Consider the following 14,959-nt stretch of genomic DNA (forward strand, 5'->3'; position numbering starts at 1 on the left):
CTGCGCGCCGACGCCCGGCGCCAGCAGGGGGCCGTTGACCGCGACGAGGTCGGTGCCGGTCGCGGTCGCGGCGCCGCCGATGGTGGCGCCGACCACGAGGCCGACCGAGCCGAGCGGCTCGGCGCCCGCGTTGAGCACGGCTGCGCGCGCGGCCATGAGCGCGGCGACGGTCGAGCCGTCACCGACACCGGGACCGGAGGCGTCGGTCGTGCGGGCGTGCTGGACCTCGTGGCCCTCCTTGTTGGAGGTCAGGCACAGCACGAACAGCCCGCGCCCCGTGGCGGCGGCGAGCTCGACGGCGGGGTCGAGCGAGCCGAAGCCCAGGTAGGGCGAGACGGTCAGGGCGTCGCCCGCGAGCGGCGAGCCGTCGGCGAGGAACGCCTCGGCGTACGCGCCCATCGTCGAGCCGATGTCACCGCGCTTGGCGTCGACGATCGTCAGGGTGCCCGCGGCGCGCGCCGCGGCGATCACCTCCTCAAGCACCGCGACGCCGCGCGAGCCGTGCCGCTCGAAGAACGCGGCCTGCGGCTTGAACGCCGCGACCCGCCCGCCGAGCGCGTCCACGACCCGCAGGGAGAACGTCCGCAGGCCGTCGGCGTCGTCGGGCAGGCCCCAGTCCCGCAGGAGCGAGGCGTGCGGGTCGATGCCGACGCACAGCGGACCGTGGTCGTCCATGGCGGCGGCGAGCCGCGCCCCGAAGGGCCGCGCGCTCACGCCCCTGTCCCGGCGGGGACGACGGCGGCGCCGTCGGCGGGCACCACGGCCGCGGACCCGGCCGCGGACCCGGCGGCCGCCAGCCGGGCCGCCGTCGCCGCCGTGTGCTCCTGCAGGCTCGCGACCTCGAACGGCCCGGCGAGCACCGCCTCGATGCCCTGCACCGCCGCGGCGAGCTGGTCCACGGTGGTGGCGATCGGCTTGTCGGCCGCGGTCGTCGCGGCACGGATCTCGTAGCCGTCGGCGCGGGCGCCCTGGCCCGAGGGCGAGTTCACGACGAGGTCGATCTGCCCCTCGGAGATGAGCCCCACGACGGTCAGCTCGCCGTCCGGCCCGCGGCCCTCGGTGTGCTTGCGCACCACCGTCGCCTCGATGCCGTTGCGGCGCAGCACCGTGGCGGTGCCCTCGGTGGCCAGCACGCGGAAGCCGAGCTCGACCAGGCGCTTGACAGGGAACACGACCTGCCGCTTGTCGCTGTCGGCCACCGAGACGAACGCTGTGCCCGACGTCGGGAGCCCACCGAACGCCGCGGCCTGCGACTTGGCGAACGCGTGCGGGAAGTCCTTGTCAAAGCCCATGACCTCGCCCGTGGAGCGCATCTCCGGGCCGAGCACCGAGTCCACGACCAGGCCCTCGCGCGTGCGGAACCGCTTGAACGGGAGCACGGCCTCCTTGACCGCGAGCGGCGCGCCCAGGTCGAGGGTGGCGCCGTCGTGCTCCGGGAGCAGGCCCTCCGCGCGCAGGTCGGCGATCGTGTCGCCCACCATGACGCGCGCGGCGGCCTTCGCCAGCGGGGTGCCCGTCGCCTTGGACACGAACGGCACGGTGCGCGACGCGCGCGGGTTGGCCTCCAGCACGTACAGCACGTCGCTGACCAGCGCGTACTGGACGTTGAGCAGGCCACGCACCCCGACGCCGCGCGCGATGGCCTCGGTGGAGCGGCGGATGCGGGCGATCTCGATCTCGCTCAGCGACACGGGCGGCAGCACGCACGCCGAGTCGCCCGAGTGGATGCCCGCCTCCTCGATGTGCTCCATGACGCCGCCGAGGAAGAGCTCGGTGCCGTCGAACAGGGCGTCGACGTCGATCTCCATCGCGTCGTCGAGGAACCGGTCGATGAGCAGCGGCGCGGCGAGCGTGCCGGGCGCCGCGGCGGCCGCGCTGTCCGCGAGCGCCCGCTCGACGTAACCGGTGAGCTGCTCGGCGCTGTAGACGATCTCCATGCCGCGTCCGCCGAGCACGTACGAGGGACGCACGAGCACGGGGTAGCCGATGCTCTCGGCGACCTCGCGGGCCTGGCCGAGGGTGCGGGCGGTGCCGAACGCGGGGGCGGGGAGGCCGGCGTCGAGGAGGACCTGGCCGAAGATGCCGCGGTCCTCGGCGGCGTCGATGGCCTCGGGGCTGGTGCCGAGGATGGGCAGGCCGGCCTCGGCGAGCCGGCGGGCCAGCCCCAGCGGGGTCTGGCCGCCGAGCTGGACGACGATGCCCTTGACGGGGCCTGCTGCGAGCTCGGCCTGGTAGACCTCGAGGACGTCCTCGAAGGTGAGGGGCTCGAAGTAGAGGCGGTCGGAGGTGTCGTAGTCCGTGGAGACCGTCTCGGGGTTGCAGTTGACCATGACGGTCTCGTACTTCTCCGCGAGCGCCAGGGTGGCGTGGACGCAGGAGTAGTCGAACTCGATGCCCTGGCCGATGCGGTTGGGGCCGGAGCCGAGGATGATGACGGCCTCGCGCTCGCGGGGGGCGACCTCGGTCTCGTCGTCGTAGCTGGAGTAGTGGTAGGGCGTCCTGGCGGCGAACTCGGCGGCGCAGGTGTCGACGGTCTTGTAGACGGGGCGGACGCCGAGGGCGTGGCGGATCTCGCGGACGGTGGCCTCGCCGGTCGGGCCCATGCCGCGCAGGCGGGCGACCTGGGCGTCGGACAGGCCGTGGCGCTTGGCGTGGCGCAGGAGGTCCTGCGTGACGGTGGGCGCGGCGGCGACCTCGGCGGCGACCTCGTTGACGAGCAGGATCTGGTCGAGGAACCAGGGGTCGATGCCGGTGGCGTCGAAGACCTGCTCGAGGGTGGCGCCGCCGGGCTCGCCGACGGAGCGCAGGACCTGCTGGACCTGGACGAGGCGCTGCTCGGTGGGTCGCTGGATCTCCTGCAGGAGGCGTGCGAGCTCGTCGCCGGCCGGGGCGTCGCCGTCCCAGTGGAAGGTGACGCCGCCCTTGTCGATGGAGCGCAGGGCCTTGCCGAGGGCCTCGGTGAAGTTGCGGCCCAGCGCCATGGCCTCGCCGACGGACTTCATGGTGGTGGTGAGGGTGTCGTCGGCGGCGGGGAACTTCTCGAACGCGAAGCGGGGCACCTTGACGACGACGTAGTCGAGCGTGGGCTCGAAGCTGGCCGGGGTGACCTGGGTGATGTCGTTGGGGATCTCGTCGAGGGTGTAGCCGACGGCGAGCTTGGCGGCGATCTTGGCGATCGGGAAGCCGGTGGCCTTGGAGGCCAGGGCCGAGGAGCGGGAGACGCGGGGGTTCATCTCGATGACGATGACGCGCCCGGTCTGCGGGTCGACGGCGAACTGGATGTTGCAGCCGCCGGTGTCGACGCCGACCTCGCGGATGACGGCGATGCCGATGTCGCGCAGCTTCTGGTACTCGCGGTCGGTGAGGGTCAGGGCGGGCGCGACGGTGACGGAGTCGCCGGTGTGCACGCCGACGGGGTCGACGTTCTCGATGGAGCAGACGACCACGACGTTGTCGTCCTTGTCGCGCATGAGCTCGAGCTCGTACTCCTTCCAGCCGAGGATGGACTCCTCGAGGAGCACCTCGGTGGTCGGCGAGTAGTGCAGGCCCTGGCCGACGATGCGGCGCAGGTCGTCCTCGTCGTAGGCGAGGCCGGAGCCGAGGCCGCCCATGGTGAAGGAGGGGCGCACGACCATGGGGTAGCCGAGGACGTCGGCCGCGGCGAGGGCCTCGTCGATGGTGTGCACGATCTCGGAGCGGGCGGACTCGCCGCCGCACTTCTCGACGACGTCCTTGAACTGCTGGCGGTCCTCGCCCTTCTGGATGGCGGGGATGTTGGCGCCGATGAGCTCGACGCCGTACTTCTCCAGGACGCCTGCCTCGTCGAGGGCGATGGCGGCGTTCAGCGCGGTCTGCCCGCCGAGGGTGGGCAGGAGGGCGTCGGGCCGCTCCTTGGCGATGATGGAGGTGAGCACCTCGGTGGTGATCGGCTCGACGTAGGTGGCGTCGGCGAACTCCGGGTCGGTCATGATCGTGGCCGGGTTGGAGTTCACGAGGACGACGCGCAGGCCCTCCTCCTTGAGCACCCGGCACGCCTGGGTGCCGGAGTAGTCGAACTCGCAGGCCTGGCCGATGACGATCGGGCCGGACCCGATGACCAGGACCGAGGAGATGTCGGGGCGGCGGGGCATCAGAGGTTCTCCTCGATCGTGCTGGTGGTGGCGCTGGTGGTGATGGGGGTCTTCAGGGCGGGCGGCCACGCGGCCGGGTCGGTCAGCAGGCCGACGAACCGGTCGAACAGGTAGGCGGCGTCGTGCGGGCCGGCCGCGGCCTCGGGGTGGTACTGGACGGAGAAGGCGGGCAGGTCGAGGCAGGTGAGGCCCTCGACGACCTGGTCGTTGAGGCCGACGTGGGAGACGACGACGCGGCCGTAGCGGGCGGTGTCGTCCCCGGTGTCGTCCCCGGTGTCGTCCCCGGCGGCGCGCCGGGCCTCGTCGTACGGGGCCCGGGACACGGCGGGCGCGCCGGCCTCGTCGACGACGGGGGCGTCGACGGCGAAGCCGTGGTTGTGCGCGGTGACCTCGACCTTGCCGGTGGTGCGGTCGAGCACGGGCTGGTTGATGCCGCGGTGGCCGTAGCCGAGCTTGTAGGTGCCGTACCCGAGGGCGCGGCCGAGGATCTGGTTGCCGAAGCAGATACCGAAGAACGGGATGCGGCGGTCCAGGACGGCGCGCAGCAGCTCGACCTCGTGGTGGGACGCGGCGGGGTCGCCGGGCCCGTTGGAGAAGAAGACGCCGCCGGGGGTCCCGTCGTCGGGCAGGGCGGCCTCGATGTCGGCGATGGTGGACGACTGCGGCACGACGACGACGCGGACGCCGCGCTCGGCCAGGCGCTGCGGCGTCATGGCCTTGATGCCGAGGTCGACGGCGACGACCGTGGCCAGGGGCGTGCGGCCCGCGTGCTCGCCGCTGGGCTCGACCGTGTACGCCTGCGTGGTGGAGACCTCGCGGGCCAGGTCGGCACCCGCCATCTGCGGGGCGGCCTTGACCTCGGCGACGAGCTCCTCGACGGTGCGCGGGTACCCGTCGCGCACGAGGTCGTCGCCCGAGAAGATGCCCGCGCGCATGACGCCCTCCTCGCGCAGGCGGCGGGTCAGGGCGCGGGTGTCGACGTCGGAGATGCCGACGACGCCCTGCGCCGCCAGCTCCTCGGTCAGCGAGCGCTGCGCGCGCCAGCTCGACACGCGCCGGGCGGGGTCGCGCACGACGTAGCCGGACACCCAGATCTTGCCCGACTCGGGGTCCTCGTCGTTGACGCCGGTGTTGCCGACGTGCGGCGCCGTCATGACGACGATCTGCCGGTGGTAGGACGGGTCGGTCAGGGTCTCCTGGTACCCGGTCATGCCGGTGGAGAACACGATCTCGCCGAAGGTGGTGCCCGTGGCACCGAACGCGCGGCCGCGGTGGGTCGTGCCGTCCTCGAGGACGAGGATCGCGGGCTGTGGGGTCGTCGCGGTGGTCACCGGGCCTCCTGCTGGTACGGGTGGTGCTGGGGGTGCTGCTCGGGGTGCTGCTGGACGGGCTGCGGACGGTGCGGCTGCTCGGCGAGCAGGTGCCGCACGGCGTCCACGAGGGCGCCGCGGTCGACGGCGCGGCGCGTGCGCAGGCCCGTGTCGACCAGGGCGGGCGGCACGCCGTCGGCGGCGGGGACGGCCCAGGTCACCACGACCAGGCCGTCCGCGCCGACGTACTTGCCAGCCATGCCGGGCGCCAGGTTCGCGCTGCGGATCGCGTCGACGGGCACCCACACGTCCCTGGCGCCCTGGCGCTCGACGGCGATCCCGGCGTCGTGCACGGTGACCTGCGCGGCCGAGCGGTCGCCCAGGCCGTGCGCACCGACCCGCGCGAGCCAGTCGCCGTGCAGCGTGGTCGAGACGTACACGGCTTCGAGCGGGCCGAACCGGACGGCGCCGCGGCCGGCGCCCGTCCCGTCGCCCGAGCCGGGGGCCTCGGGCGGCAGCGGCACGACGGCGGTGGTGCGCTGCGCGAGCCGTCGTCGTCCGACGAGCGTCACGTACAGGACCAGGAAGACCGCCAGCGCGGCCAGCAGGGCGATCGCGAGCGCGGTCATCGGGCGGCTCCTTCGAGAGAGGTGGGCGTGCCCGCCGCGGTGTCGACGACCGCACCATCGAGCACCGTGGCGCGGCCACGCAGGAACGTCGCCACCACCCGACCCGGCAGCCGCGTCCCCGCGAACGGGGTGTTCGAGCTGGCGGTGACCTGGGTGCGGCCGTCGATCGTGCGGGTGGCCGACGGGTCGACGAGGGTCAGGTTCGCGGGCTCGCCGAGCGCGACCGGCCGACCCTGCGTGGCGTCGATCCGGCCGATGCGGGCGGGGTTCTCGGACAGCACGCGCGCGACGTCGGCCCACGTCATGCGCCCGGTGTCGACCATGGTCTGCTGCACCACCGACAGGGCGGTCTCCAGGCCGGTCATGCCGAACGCGGCCGCCGACCACTCGCAGTCCTTGTCCTCGACCGGGTGCGGCGCGTGGTCGGTGGCGACGATGTCGATGGTGCCGTCGGCCAGCCCCTGGCGGACCGCCTCGACGTCGGCGGCCGTGCGCAGCGGCGGGTTCACCTTGAACACCGGGTCGTAGTCGCGGGCCAGCTCGTCGGTGAGGACCAGGTGGTGCGGCGTCACCTCGGCGGTGACGTCGATGCCGCGGCCCTTGGCCCAGCGGACGATCTCCACCGACCCCGCGGTCGACAGGTGGCACACGTGCAGGCGCGAGCCGACGTGCTCGGCCAGCAGCACGTCACGCGCGATGATCGACTCCTCGGCCACCGCGGGCCAGCCCGTCAGGCCGATCTGCGCCGAGACGACGCCCTCGTTCATCTGCGCGCCCTCCGTGAGGCGCGGCTCCTGCGCGTGCTGGGCCACGACGCCGTCGAACGCCTTGACGTACTCCAGCGCGCGGCGCATCAGGACCGGGTCGTGCACGCACTTCCCGTCGTCGGAGAAGACCCGCACGCGGGCCGCGGAGTCGGCCATGGCGCCCAGCTCGGCGAGCTTCTCGCCGCCCAGGCCCACCGTGACCGCGCCGACCGGGTGCACGTCGACCCAGCCGGCCTCCTGCCCCAGGCGGTACACCTGCTCGACGACGCCCGCCGTGTCCTGCGTCGGCGTCGTGTTCGCCATGGCGTGCACCGCGGTGAACCCGCCGGCCGCCGCGGCGCGCGTGCCGGAGAACACGGTCTCGGCGTCCTCACGGCCCGGCTCGCGCAGGTGGGTGTGCAGGTCGACCAGGCCGGGCAGCAGCACGTACCCCTGCGCGTCGATCTCGCGGGCGCCGTCGGGCACCGTGACCGTGCCGGGCGCGCCCAGGGCGGCGACCACGCCGTCGGCCAGCACGACGTCCACCGGGTCGGTGCCGTACGGACGGGCTCCTCGCAGCACGTAGGCCTGCGGGTGCGCTTCGGTCACGGGGCGGTCCTCTCGTCGGTGTTCTCGCTCACTTCTCCGGACAGCAGCAGGTACAGCGCCGCCATCCGGACGGCGACGCCGTTGGCCACCTGCTCCACGATCACGGAGCGTTCGTGGTCGGCGGCGGCCGCGGAGATCTCCAGGCCGCGGTTCATCGGCCCGGGGTGCAGCACGACCGCGTGGTCCGGCAGCACCGCCAGCCGGTGGGCGTCGAACCCGAACTTGCGGCTGTACTCCATCGGGCTCGGGAAGAACGCACCCGACCCGCCGGACATCCGCTCGCGCTGCACCCGCAGCATCATGACGGCATCCGGCTGCCACTGCTCGAGCGTCTTGTCCAGGTGGTACGACACCCGGCACGGCCACGTCTCCACCCCCACCGGCACGAGCGTCGGCGGAGCGACCAGCGTCACCTCCGCGCCGAGCGTGTGCAGCAGGTACACGTTCGAGCGCGCGACACGCGAGTGCAGCACGTCGCCGACGATCGCGACGCGCAGCCCGGCGAGGTCGGCGCCCGCGGAGGTGTCGGCACCCCGGCCGTCGTGCCCCACCCCGCCGACCAGGTGGCGGCGGATCGTGAAGGCGTCCAGCAGCGCCTGCGTGGGGTGCTGGTGCATGCCGTCGCCCGCGTTGAGCACGCCCGCGTCGAGCCAGCCCGCGTGCGCGAGCTGGTGGGCGGCGCCCGACGCCGAGTGCCGTACCACGACGGCGTCGGCGCCCATGGCGTGCAGCGTCAGGGCGGTGTCCTTGAGCGACTCGCCCTTGGACACGCTCGACCCCTTGGCCGAGAAGTTGATGACGTCCGCCGACAGGCGCTTGGCCGCCGTCTCGAACGAGATCCGGGTGCGCGTGGAGTCCTCGTAGAACAGGTTCACCACGGTGCGGCCGCGCAGCGTCGGCAGCTTCTTGTTCTCCCGGGACTGGGTCGCGGCCATCTGCGCGGCCGTGTCGAGCAGGAGGATCGCGTCGTCCTTGGCCAGTCCCTGGGTGGTCAGCAGGTGCTTCACCGCTCGCCTCCGTCCTGGTCCGACGCGGGGCCGGACGGGGAGCCGGACGCGGTGGGGCTGATGACGACCGAGTCGGGGACGCCGTCGACGTCCGCCAGGCGCACCCGGACACGCTCGGTGCGCGAGGTCGGCAGGTTCTTGCCCACGTAGTCGGCGCGGATCGGGAGCTCACGGTGCCCGCGGTCCACGAGCGCGGCGAGCTGCACCACGCGCGGGCGGCCCAGGTCGTTGAGGGCGTCGAGCGCGGCGCGGATGGTGCGGCCCGAGAACAGGACGTCGTCCACCAGCACGACCACCTTGTCGTCGACCGTGCCGCCGAGGCTGCCCGGCAGCACCGTCTGCCCGACGGCGCGCGTGGGCTGCCGACGCAGGTCGTCGCGGTACATGGTGACGTCGAGGGTGCCGAACTCGCCGTCGAACGACGGCTCGATCTGCGCGAGACGCTCGGCCAGGCGGCGCGCGAGCTGCACGCCGCGCGTCGGGATCCCGAGGAGCACCACGTCGGCGGCGCCCCTGTTGCGCTCCACGACCTCGTGGGCGATGCGGGTCAGCGCGCGGGAGATGTCGGCCTCGCCGAGGACCGTGCGGTCGGGGCCTGACGAGGGGGCTGTCGACGGGCCGGCCGGAGCGCCGGCGGGGGTGGTGCTGGATGCGGGCATGCGGCTGCCAGGACTCATCTGGCGACCTCCTTCTCCGCCTCACGGGACGGGATTAAAGGGAGTCTGACAGCCACCACCCTAACCCGCCCCGCGGGCCCCGGACGCCGCTGTCCACAGGGCGCACGAGGGGCGTTGCTCACACCCGGGCGGGTCGGGTCAGTCGCGCAGCACCGCCGTGGCCAGACCCGCCGCGAGGGCGACGAGCGCGAGCACCAGGCCGACGGTGCCGGGCCAGCCCGCCAGCGCGAAGCCGACGCCGCCGAGCCACCCGAACAGGCTCGACCCGCCGTAGTACGCCAGGTTGTAGACGGCGGCGGCCTGCGTGCGCGCCCGCGGCGCCGCGACCGGCGTCCACCCGGAGGCCACGGCGTGGGCGCCGAAGAACCCGGCCGTGAGCACCACCAGACCCGCGAGGACGACGGGCAGCCAGGCCGACAGCGTCGCGGCCACGCCGAGGGCCATCACCCCGGTGGACGCGACCAGGACCCGCCGCCTGCCGTGCCGCACGACGAGCCGTCCGGTGCGGGCCGAGGACCAGGTGCCCGCGAGGTAGGCGAGGAACACGAGGCTCACCGTGCCGGCGGACAGGCCGAAGGGCGCGGCGGTGAGGCGGAAGCCGAGGTAGTTGTACACGGCGACGAAGCCGCCCATGAGCAGCAGGCCCTGGGCGTCCAGGACGAGGAGGCGCGGGCTGAGCAGGACGCGGAGGCGGTGCGGGCCGGGTGCGCCGCCGTCGGCCCGCTCCCCCGGGCCGGGCGCGCCGACGACGTCGCGCGGGGTCTCGTCGTGCGAGGTCTCCTCACGCGGGCGTCCGCGCGAGCGTGCGCCCGAGGCACGGTCGCGCGGCGCGAGCCCGACGAACAGCGCGGTGGCGACCAGGCAGGCCGCCGCCACGGCGCCGACGCCTGCCCGCCAGCCGAACAGCTCGGCGACCCCGCCCGCGACGAGCCGCCCGAGCAGCCCGCCCATCGAGGTGCCCGCGACGTACGTCCCGGCGGCGCGCGGCACCGCCGCGGCGGGCAGCGTCTCGGTGAGGTAGGCCATCGCGACCGCGGGCACGCCCGCCACGAGCAGCCCCTCGACGGCGCGCCCCGCCACGATCACCGGGAACGACGGCGCGAGCGGTACGGCGAGACCCACGGCCGTGGCGCCGAGGAGCGCCGCCGTCATGGCCCGGACCCGGCCGACCCGGTCGGCCACCCACGCCCAGGGCAGCACGCCCGCCGCCAGCCCGAGGGTCGCGGCGGAGACGAGCAGCGCGGTCGTGGAGGCCGACGTCGCCAGCTCGCGCGCGGCGTCGGGCAGCACCGCTTGCGGCGCGTAGAGCTGCGCGAACGCCGCGGTCCCGGCACCGAACAGCGCGACGAGCAGGCGGCGCTCGTCGGACCGTCCGGAACCGGGACCGGGGGTCACGCGGGTACGGCCGTCAGGCCAGCAGGGTGGGCTTCAGGTCCTTGACCCGGCCGAGGAGGCCGTTGACGAACGCCGGCGACTCGTCCGTGGACAGGTCACCGGCCAGGTCGACCGCCTCGTCCAGGGCGACGGCGTCGGGCACGTCGTCGTTGAACAGGACCTCCCACGTGCCGATCCGCAGCAGCGCGCGGTCGACGGCCGGCATGCGAGCCAGCGTCCAGCCCTGGGAGTACGTCTCCAGGACCTCGTCGATGCGCTCGCGGTGGGCGACGACGCCCTCGACGATCTCGACCGTGTACTGCGGCACCGACGCCTCGGTGTGCGGCACGGCGACGCGGTCGGCGAGGAGCTTCAGCGGGTCGATACCACGCTGCTCGGCCTCGAAGAGGATGTCTGCGGCGCGCTTGCGCGCCTTGGTCCGTGCGCCCACGTCAGTCGGTGACGCGACCGAGGTAGTCGCCGGTGCGGGTGTCGACCTTGACCTTCACGCCCTGCTCGAGGAAGAGCGGCACCTGGATCTCGGCGCCGGTCTCGAGGGTGGCGGGCTTGGTGCCGCCGGTCGAGCGGTCGCCCTGCAGGCCCGGCTCGGTGTAGGTGATCTCGAGCACCACCGACGCGGGCAGCTCGATGTACAGCGGCGTGCCGTCGTTCGAGGCGAGCATGACGTTCATGCCCTCGAGCATGTAGTCCTTGGCGTCGCCGACGGTCGCGGCGGGCACCGTGATCTGGTCGTAGGTGTCGTTGTCCATGAAGACGAAGTCCTCGCCGTCCATGTACAGGTACTGGAAGTCGCGACGGTCGACGTTGGCGGTCTCGACCTTGATCCCCGCGTTGAACGTCTTGTCGACGACCTTGCCGGACAGCACGTTCTTCATCTTCGTGCGGACGAACGCGCCACCCTTGCCCGGCTTGACGTGCTGGAACTCGGTGATGGTCCAGAGCTGACCGTCGATGCGGAGCACGGTGCCGTTCTTGATGTCGTTCGAGGTAGCCACGTTCGTCTTCCTGTGTCGGTGTCGGTGGACCCCAGGGCACGCCGACGGCGGGGCCGGCGGCTGGGGGGCGATCGGCCGGGATGTTCCGGCACACGATCAAGGGTGTCAAGCAGCAGCGGTCAAGTCTAACGGACCATCAGATCCCGCGGATCATCACGGGAGCGATCGGGGTGCCGTCAGACCACCAGCGTGTTGATCGCCAGCAGCCCGGCGAGGCCCGTGGCGACCGACCAGATGAGCGACGCCAGCGTGCCGACCACGAACCGCTCCGAGGCGACAGGCTGGTCGCGCAGCTCGGCGTACCGGCCCAGGCCCTTGATGGCCACGACGATCGCGATGCCGTACGGGTAGCCCGCCAGCAGCGACCCCGTGATCGCGAGGCGCTCGAGCACGCCGAGCCAGCCCCCGCCGCGCAGGACGGCGACGGCCTGCGGGTGCATGGTCCCGGTCGGGCCCGCCTCGTCGGCCCCGGACGCCTCGTCCCGCCCGGCGCCCGCGGCCGCGCCACCGGGCTCCTGACCCTGCGGCGCGGCGCCTTCCTCGGGGCTCCCCTGGGGCCGTTCCTCGAGCGACTGCGGGTAGACCGGCGGCTCGTACCGCGTCCAGGGCAGGTCGCCACGGCTCGCCCGGCGCAGCACCCAGGGCACCACCCACGAGCCGGCCACGACGCTGACCGCGAGCGTCACGAGCCAGATCGCGGCGACCGCCGCCCAGCGCCATCCGTCGATGTCGTCCAGCATGTCCCAGGTCACGGTGTGCCGGTTCCCCTCAGCTCGTCGCGCGCGTCGTCGTCGTGCACCGGCTCGTCCGGCTCGTCCGGCCCCGGCTCGTCCTGTCCGTCCAGCTCGTCCTGTCCGTCCAGCTCGGTGAGGAGGCGCACGGCCAGGGGCCGTACCGCTTCCTCCTCCTGCCAGAGCGCCGCCCGGACCCGCTGGCTCATCGCCTGCTCGCTCACCGCGAGCGACTGGGCGGCGATCTTCTGGCGTCCGGGCCGGTCGTCCAGCCCGGACAGCAGGTCCACGGCCTCCCAGCCCCGGGGCGACCGCCGGGCGCGGACGGCCCCGAGCAGGCGCAGGAGCGATTCAACCTCCTCTGCCCGTTTCGCACCAGCCGCACTCGCCGACCCCTCGACGGCGACGGACGTACCGCGGCTCCGGGTCTTGGCGCGCTCGACGGCGTCGCGCGCCCGGTAGAAGGCGGGCCCCCTCCCGTCGCGGGAGACCTCGGGCAGCGGGTGCTCGACCGGGCCGACGCCGATCCCGACGCTCCAGCCCTGGTCACGCAGCAGCGCGAGCGTCAGGTCGACGGCGAGGAGGGCGCCGTCGGGAGACCCGTCGAGCACGCCCTGGACCTCGTCCCCCACCGTGCGGGCGAACGGCACCGCCGTCCCGGCCCGGCCGTGGGACCACGCCCCGAGGCGCTCGAGCACCTCGGGCACGCGGTCCTCGGCGCGCGTCGATCCGCGCTGGTCGATGGTCAGGACGATCACGCCTCAACCCTACGCGCGCGAACGGCATGCATCAAGCCTCAGGCCTTGATTGGGAATTATCAAGGCCTGGGCCTTGATCTAGCGATCCAGCTTCGCCGCGAGCGCCGACAGCGCCAGCCGGTACGAGTCGAACCCGAAGCCCGCCACCGTCCCCGTCGCGACGCCCGCGACCACCGAGTAGTGCCGGAACGACTCGCGCGTGGCCGGGTTCGACAGGTGCACCTCGACCAGGAGAAGACCCGCCGTCGTCACCTGGGCCGCCGCGTCGCGCAGGGCGTACGAGTAGTGCGTGAACGCCGCGGGGTTGAGGACCACGTGCGCACCGGCGTCGACGGCCTCGTGGAGCCAGCCCACGATCTCGGACTCCGCGTCGGTCTGGCGCACGTCGACCTCGAGGCCGAGCTCCTTGCCCCACGTCGTCGCGGCCGACTCGAGGTCGGCCATCGAGGCGTGGCCGTAGACCTCGGGCTCGCGGACGCCGAGCCGACCGAGGTTGGGACCGTTGAGCACCAGGACACGGGGCAGTGCGACAGGGGGCAGTGCGGAGACCATGGCGGCGAGCCTACTGGCAGCGAGCGCGCGGCGTCGGCGCGGGGCGGCAGGCGTGCCCGGCTCCGACCCCGCCGCACCGGTCAGGCGCCGTCGTCCAGCCCTTCCACGAGCAGCGTGCGCGGCCCGGGACCGGACTCGGCGAGCTCGTCGTGCGGGTTGGTCAGGGCGCACCTGCGCAGGGACAGGCAACCGCAGCCGATGCAGTCCGTGAGGTGGTCGCGCAGCCGGGACAGCTGCTCGATCCGCGCGTCGAGGTCGTCGTGCCACGCCTGGGAGATGCGGCGCCAGTCCTTCGCCGTCGGTGTGCGGTCCCCCGGCAGGGTGGCGAGCGCCGCGCCGATGTCCGCGAGCGGGATGCCGACCCGCTGCGAGACCCGGATGAAGGCGACGCGGCGCAGCGTCTCGCGGCGGTAGCGCCGCTGGTTGCCCGACGTCCGCCGGCTGGAGATCAGGCCCTTGCGCTCGTAGAAGTGCAGGGCCGAGACCGACACGCCGCTGCGGGCGGCGAGGTCGCCGACCGTCAGCTCGTCACGGTCCCAGGGGACGGCGGGGTGCGGTGCTTCCACGGGTGATCTCCATTCGGCGGTACGAGGGGATTGACCTCAACTTTGGTTCAGGTTAGAGGATCGCGGCATGGACGCCATCAGACACCACACGTTCGGCCCGCCCGAGGTCCTCGTGCTCGAGCAGGTCCCGGACCCCGTCCCCGGCCCGGGCCAGGTGCTCGTCGACGCCGTCGCGCACGGCGTCCACCTGCTCGACACCGCGCTGCGCCGCGGCGACACCGACGCACCCCTCCCGCTGCCGAGCCTGCCCGCGGTCCCCGGCCGGGAGGTCGCGGGCACCGTCTCCGACGTCGGCCCCGGCGTGGACCCCGCATGGCGCGGCCGCCTCGTGGCGGCGCACCTCGGTCCCGTGCCCGACGGCGGCGGGTACGCCCGGCGGGTCGTCACCGGCGTCGGGACGCTCCACACGCTCGACGGCGACGCGCCCCTCGAGCCGGCGTCCGCCGTCGCCCTCGTCGGTACCGGCCGGACGGCGGTGTACACCCTCGACGTCGCGGAGATCGCCGCGGACGACGTGGTCGTCGTCACCGCAGCGGCCGGCGGGCTGGGCAGCCTGTTCGTGCAGGAGGCGCTGCACGTCGGCGCGCGCGTCGTCGCTCTGGCGGGCGGGCAGACCAAGCTCGCGGCGCTGCGTGGGCTGGTGGCCGGGCCCGGGCGGGACGGGAGGGCGCCCGGACCGGGACACGTCGACCGGCACGAGCCGGCCGGCAGGGACGGGTCCGCGCCCCCGGACGCCGACCGGCTCGCGCTCGTCGACTACTCCGTCGACGGGTGGGAGCGCGCCGCCCGGGCCGCGCTCGGCGGCGAGCGCGCGACCGTCGTCCTGGACGGTGTCGGAGGCGAGCTCGGCACCG

General features: G+C 73.9%; 15 protein-coding genes. 1 reads left to right on the plus strand and 14 read right to left on the minus strand.

Translation table 11 applies throughout. The features are described 5' to 3' along the window. From pyrF to soxR, 14 genes are all read right to left on the minus strand, one after another. The coding region (pyrF, locus tag HLB15_RS17815) for an orotidine-5'-phosphate decarboxylase (protein WP_212760033.1) at positions 1-675 on the minus strand (675 nt) is incomplete at its 3' end. 35 nt (positions 676-710) lie between these two features. Then, positions 711-4,130 (minus strand): carbamoyl-phosphate synthase large subunit, encoded by a 3,420-nt coding sequence (gene carB / locus HLB15_RS17820; protein ID WP_171107119.1) that lies wholly within the window; start codon positions 4,128-4,130, stop codon positions 711-713. After that, entirely contained in the window at positions 4,130-5,461 is a 1,332-nt protein-coding gene (gene carA / locus HLB15_RS17825) for a glutamine-hydrolyzing carbamoyl-phosphate synthase small subunit (RefSeq protein ID WP_189087049.1), read from the minus strand. The genes carB and carA overlap by 1 nt, the downstream gene beginning before the upstream one ends. Then, entirely contained in the window at positions 5,458-6,069 is a 612-nt protein-coding gene (locus HLB15_RS17830; protein ID WP_171107121.1) for a PH-like domain-containing protein, read from the minus strand. Before HLB15_RS17830 ends, carA begins: the two co-directional genes overlap by 4 nt. After that, on the minus strand, positions 6,066-7,424 hold the full coding sequence (locus tag HLB15_RS17835; protein WP_229785509.1) for a dihydroorotase: 1,359 nt from the start codon (positions 7,422-7,424) through the stop codon (positions 6,066-6,068). The genes HLB15_RS17830 and HLB15_RS17835 overlap by 4 nt, the downstream gene beginning before the upstream one ends. After that, positions 7,421-8,431, minus strand: coding sequence for an aspartate carbamoyltransferase catalytic subunit (locus tag HLB15_RS17840; protein WP_171107123.1), 1,011 nt, complete (start codon positions 8,429-8,431; stop codon positions 7,421-7,423). The genes HLB15_RS17835 and HLB15_RS17840 overlap by 4 nt, the downstream gene beginning before the upstream one ends. Then, complete coding sequence (gene pyrR, locus HLB15_RS17845; protein WP_229785511.1) at positions 8,428-9,108, minus strand: bifunctional pyr operon transcriptional regulator/uracil phosphoribosyltransferase PyrR; 681 nt, start codon at positions 9,106-9,108, stop codon at positions 8,428-8,430. Before pyrR ends, HLB15_RS17840 begins: the two co-directional genes overlap by 4 nt. 138 nt (positions 9,109-9,246) lie before the next feature. Continuing rightward, positions 9,247-10,503 carry an MFS transporter gene (locus HLB15_RS17850; RefSeq protein ID WP_171107125.1) on the minus strand — a complete coding sequence of 419 codons (1,257 nt, stop codon included), beginning with the start codon at positions 10,501-10,503 and terminating at the stop codon, positions 9,247-9,249. A gap of 13 nt (positions 10,504-10,516) precedes the next feature. After that, complete coding sequence (gene nusB / locus HLB15_RS17855) at positions 10,517-10,933, minus strand: transcription antitermination factor NusB (RefSeq protein ID WP_171107127.1); 417 nt, start codon at positions 10,931-10,933, stop codon at positions 10,517-10,519. A gap of 1 nt (position 10,934) precedes the next feature. Continuing rightward, a complete protein-coding gene (gene efp, locus HLB15_RS17860; RefSeq protein ID WP_171107129.1) occupies positions 10,935-11,498 on the minus strand; it encodes an elongation factor P in 564 nt (187 codons plus the stop codon). 176 nt (positions 11,499-11,674) lie between these two features. Next, a complete protein-coding gene (locus HLB15_RS17865) occupies positions 11,675-12,250 on the minus strand; it encodes a hypothetical protein (RefSeq protein ID WP_229785512.1) in 576 nt (191 codons plus the stop codon). Then, positions 12,247-12,987 (minus strand): SatD family protein, encoded by a 741-nt coding sequence (locus HLB15_RS17870; protein ID WP_229785514.1) that lies wholly within the window; start codon positions 12,985-12,987, stop codon positions 12,247-12,249. The genes HLB15_RS17865 and HLB15_RS17870 overlap by 4 nt, the downstream gene beginning before the upstream one ends. Positions 12,988-13,065: 78 nt before the next feature. Continuing rightward, complete coding sequence (locus tag HLB15_RS17875; protein WP_171107132.1) at positions 13,066-13,539, minus strand: type II 3-dehydroquinate dehydratase; 474 nt, start codon at positions 13,537-13,539, stop codon at positions 13,066-13,068. Between the two features lie 80 nt (positions 13,540-13,619). Next, positions 13,620-14,105, minus strand: a complete 486-nt coding sequence (gene soxR / locus HLB15_RS17880; RefSeq protein ID WP_171107133.1) for a redox-sensitive transcriptional activator SoxR — start codon at positions 14,103-14,105, stop codon at positions 13,620-13,622. A gap of 67 nt (positions 14,106-14,172) precedes the next feature. Here soxR and HLB15_RS17885 point away from each other — a divergent pair. Beyond that, on the plus strand, positions 14,173-14,959 hold a 787-nt coding region (locus HLB15_RS17885), incomplete at its 3' end, for an alcohol dehydrogenase catalytic domain-containing protein (RefSeq protein ID WP_171107135.1).

Source organism: Promicromonospora citrea, from assembly GCF_013004695.1.
In the GTDB taxonomy this organism is placed as follows: domain Bacteria; phylum Actinomycetota; class Actinomycetes; order Actinomycetales; family Cellulomonadaceae; genus Promicromonospora; species Promicromonospora citrea.

Excerpts from the sequence above, each read along its gene's own strand:
- carB (WP_171107119.1), bottom strand. The coding sequence starts at position 4,130 with ATGCCCCGCCGCCCCGACATCTCCTCGGTCCTGGTCATCGGGTCCGGC.
- HLB15_RS17830 (WP_171107121.1), bottom strand. The coding sequence starts at position 6,069 with ATGACCGCGCTCGCGATCGCCCTGCTGGCCGCGCTGGCGGTCTTCCTG.
- pyrR (WP_229785511.1), bottom strand. The coding sequence starts at position 9,108 with ATGAGTCCTGGCAGCCGCATGCCCGCATCCAGCACCACCCCCGCCGGC.
- HLB15_RS17875 (WP_171107132.1), bottom strand. The coding sequence starts at position 13,539 with ATGGTCTCCGCACTGCCCCCTGTCGCACTGCCCCGTGTCCTGGTGCTC.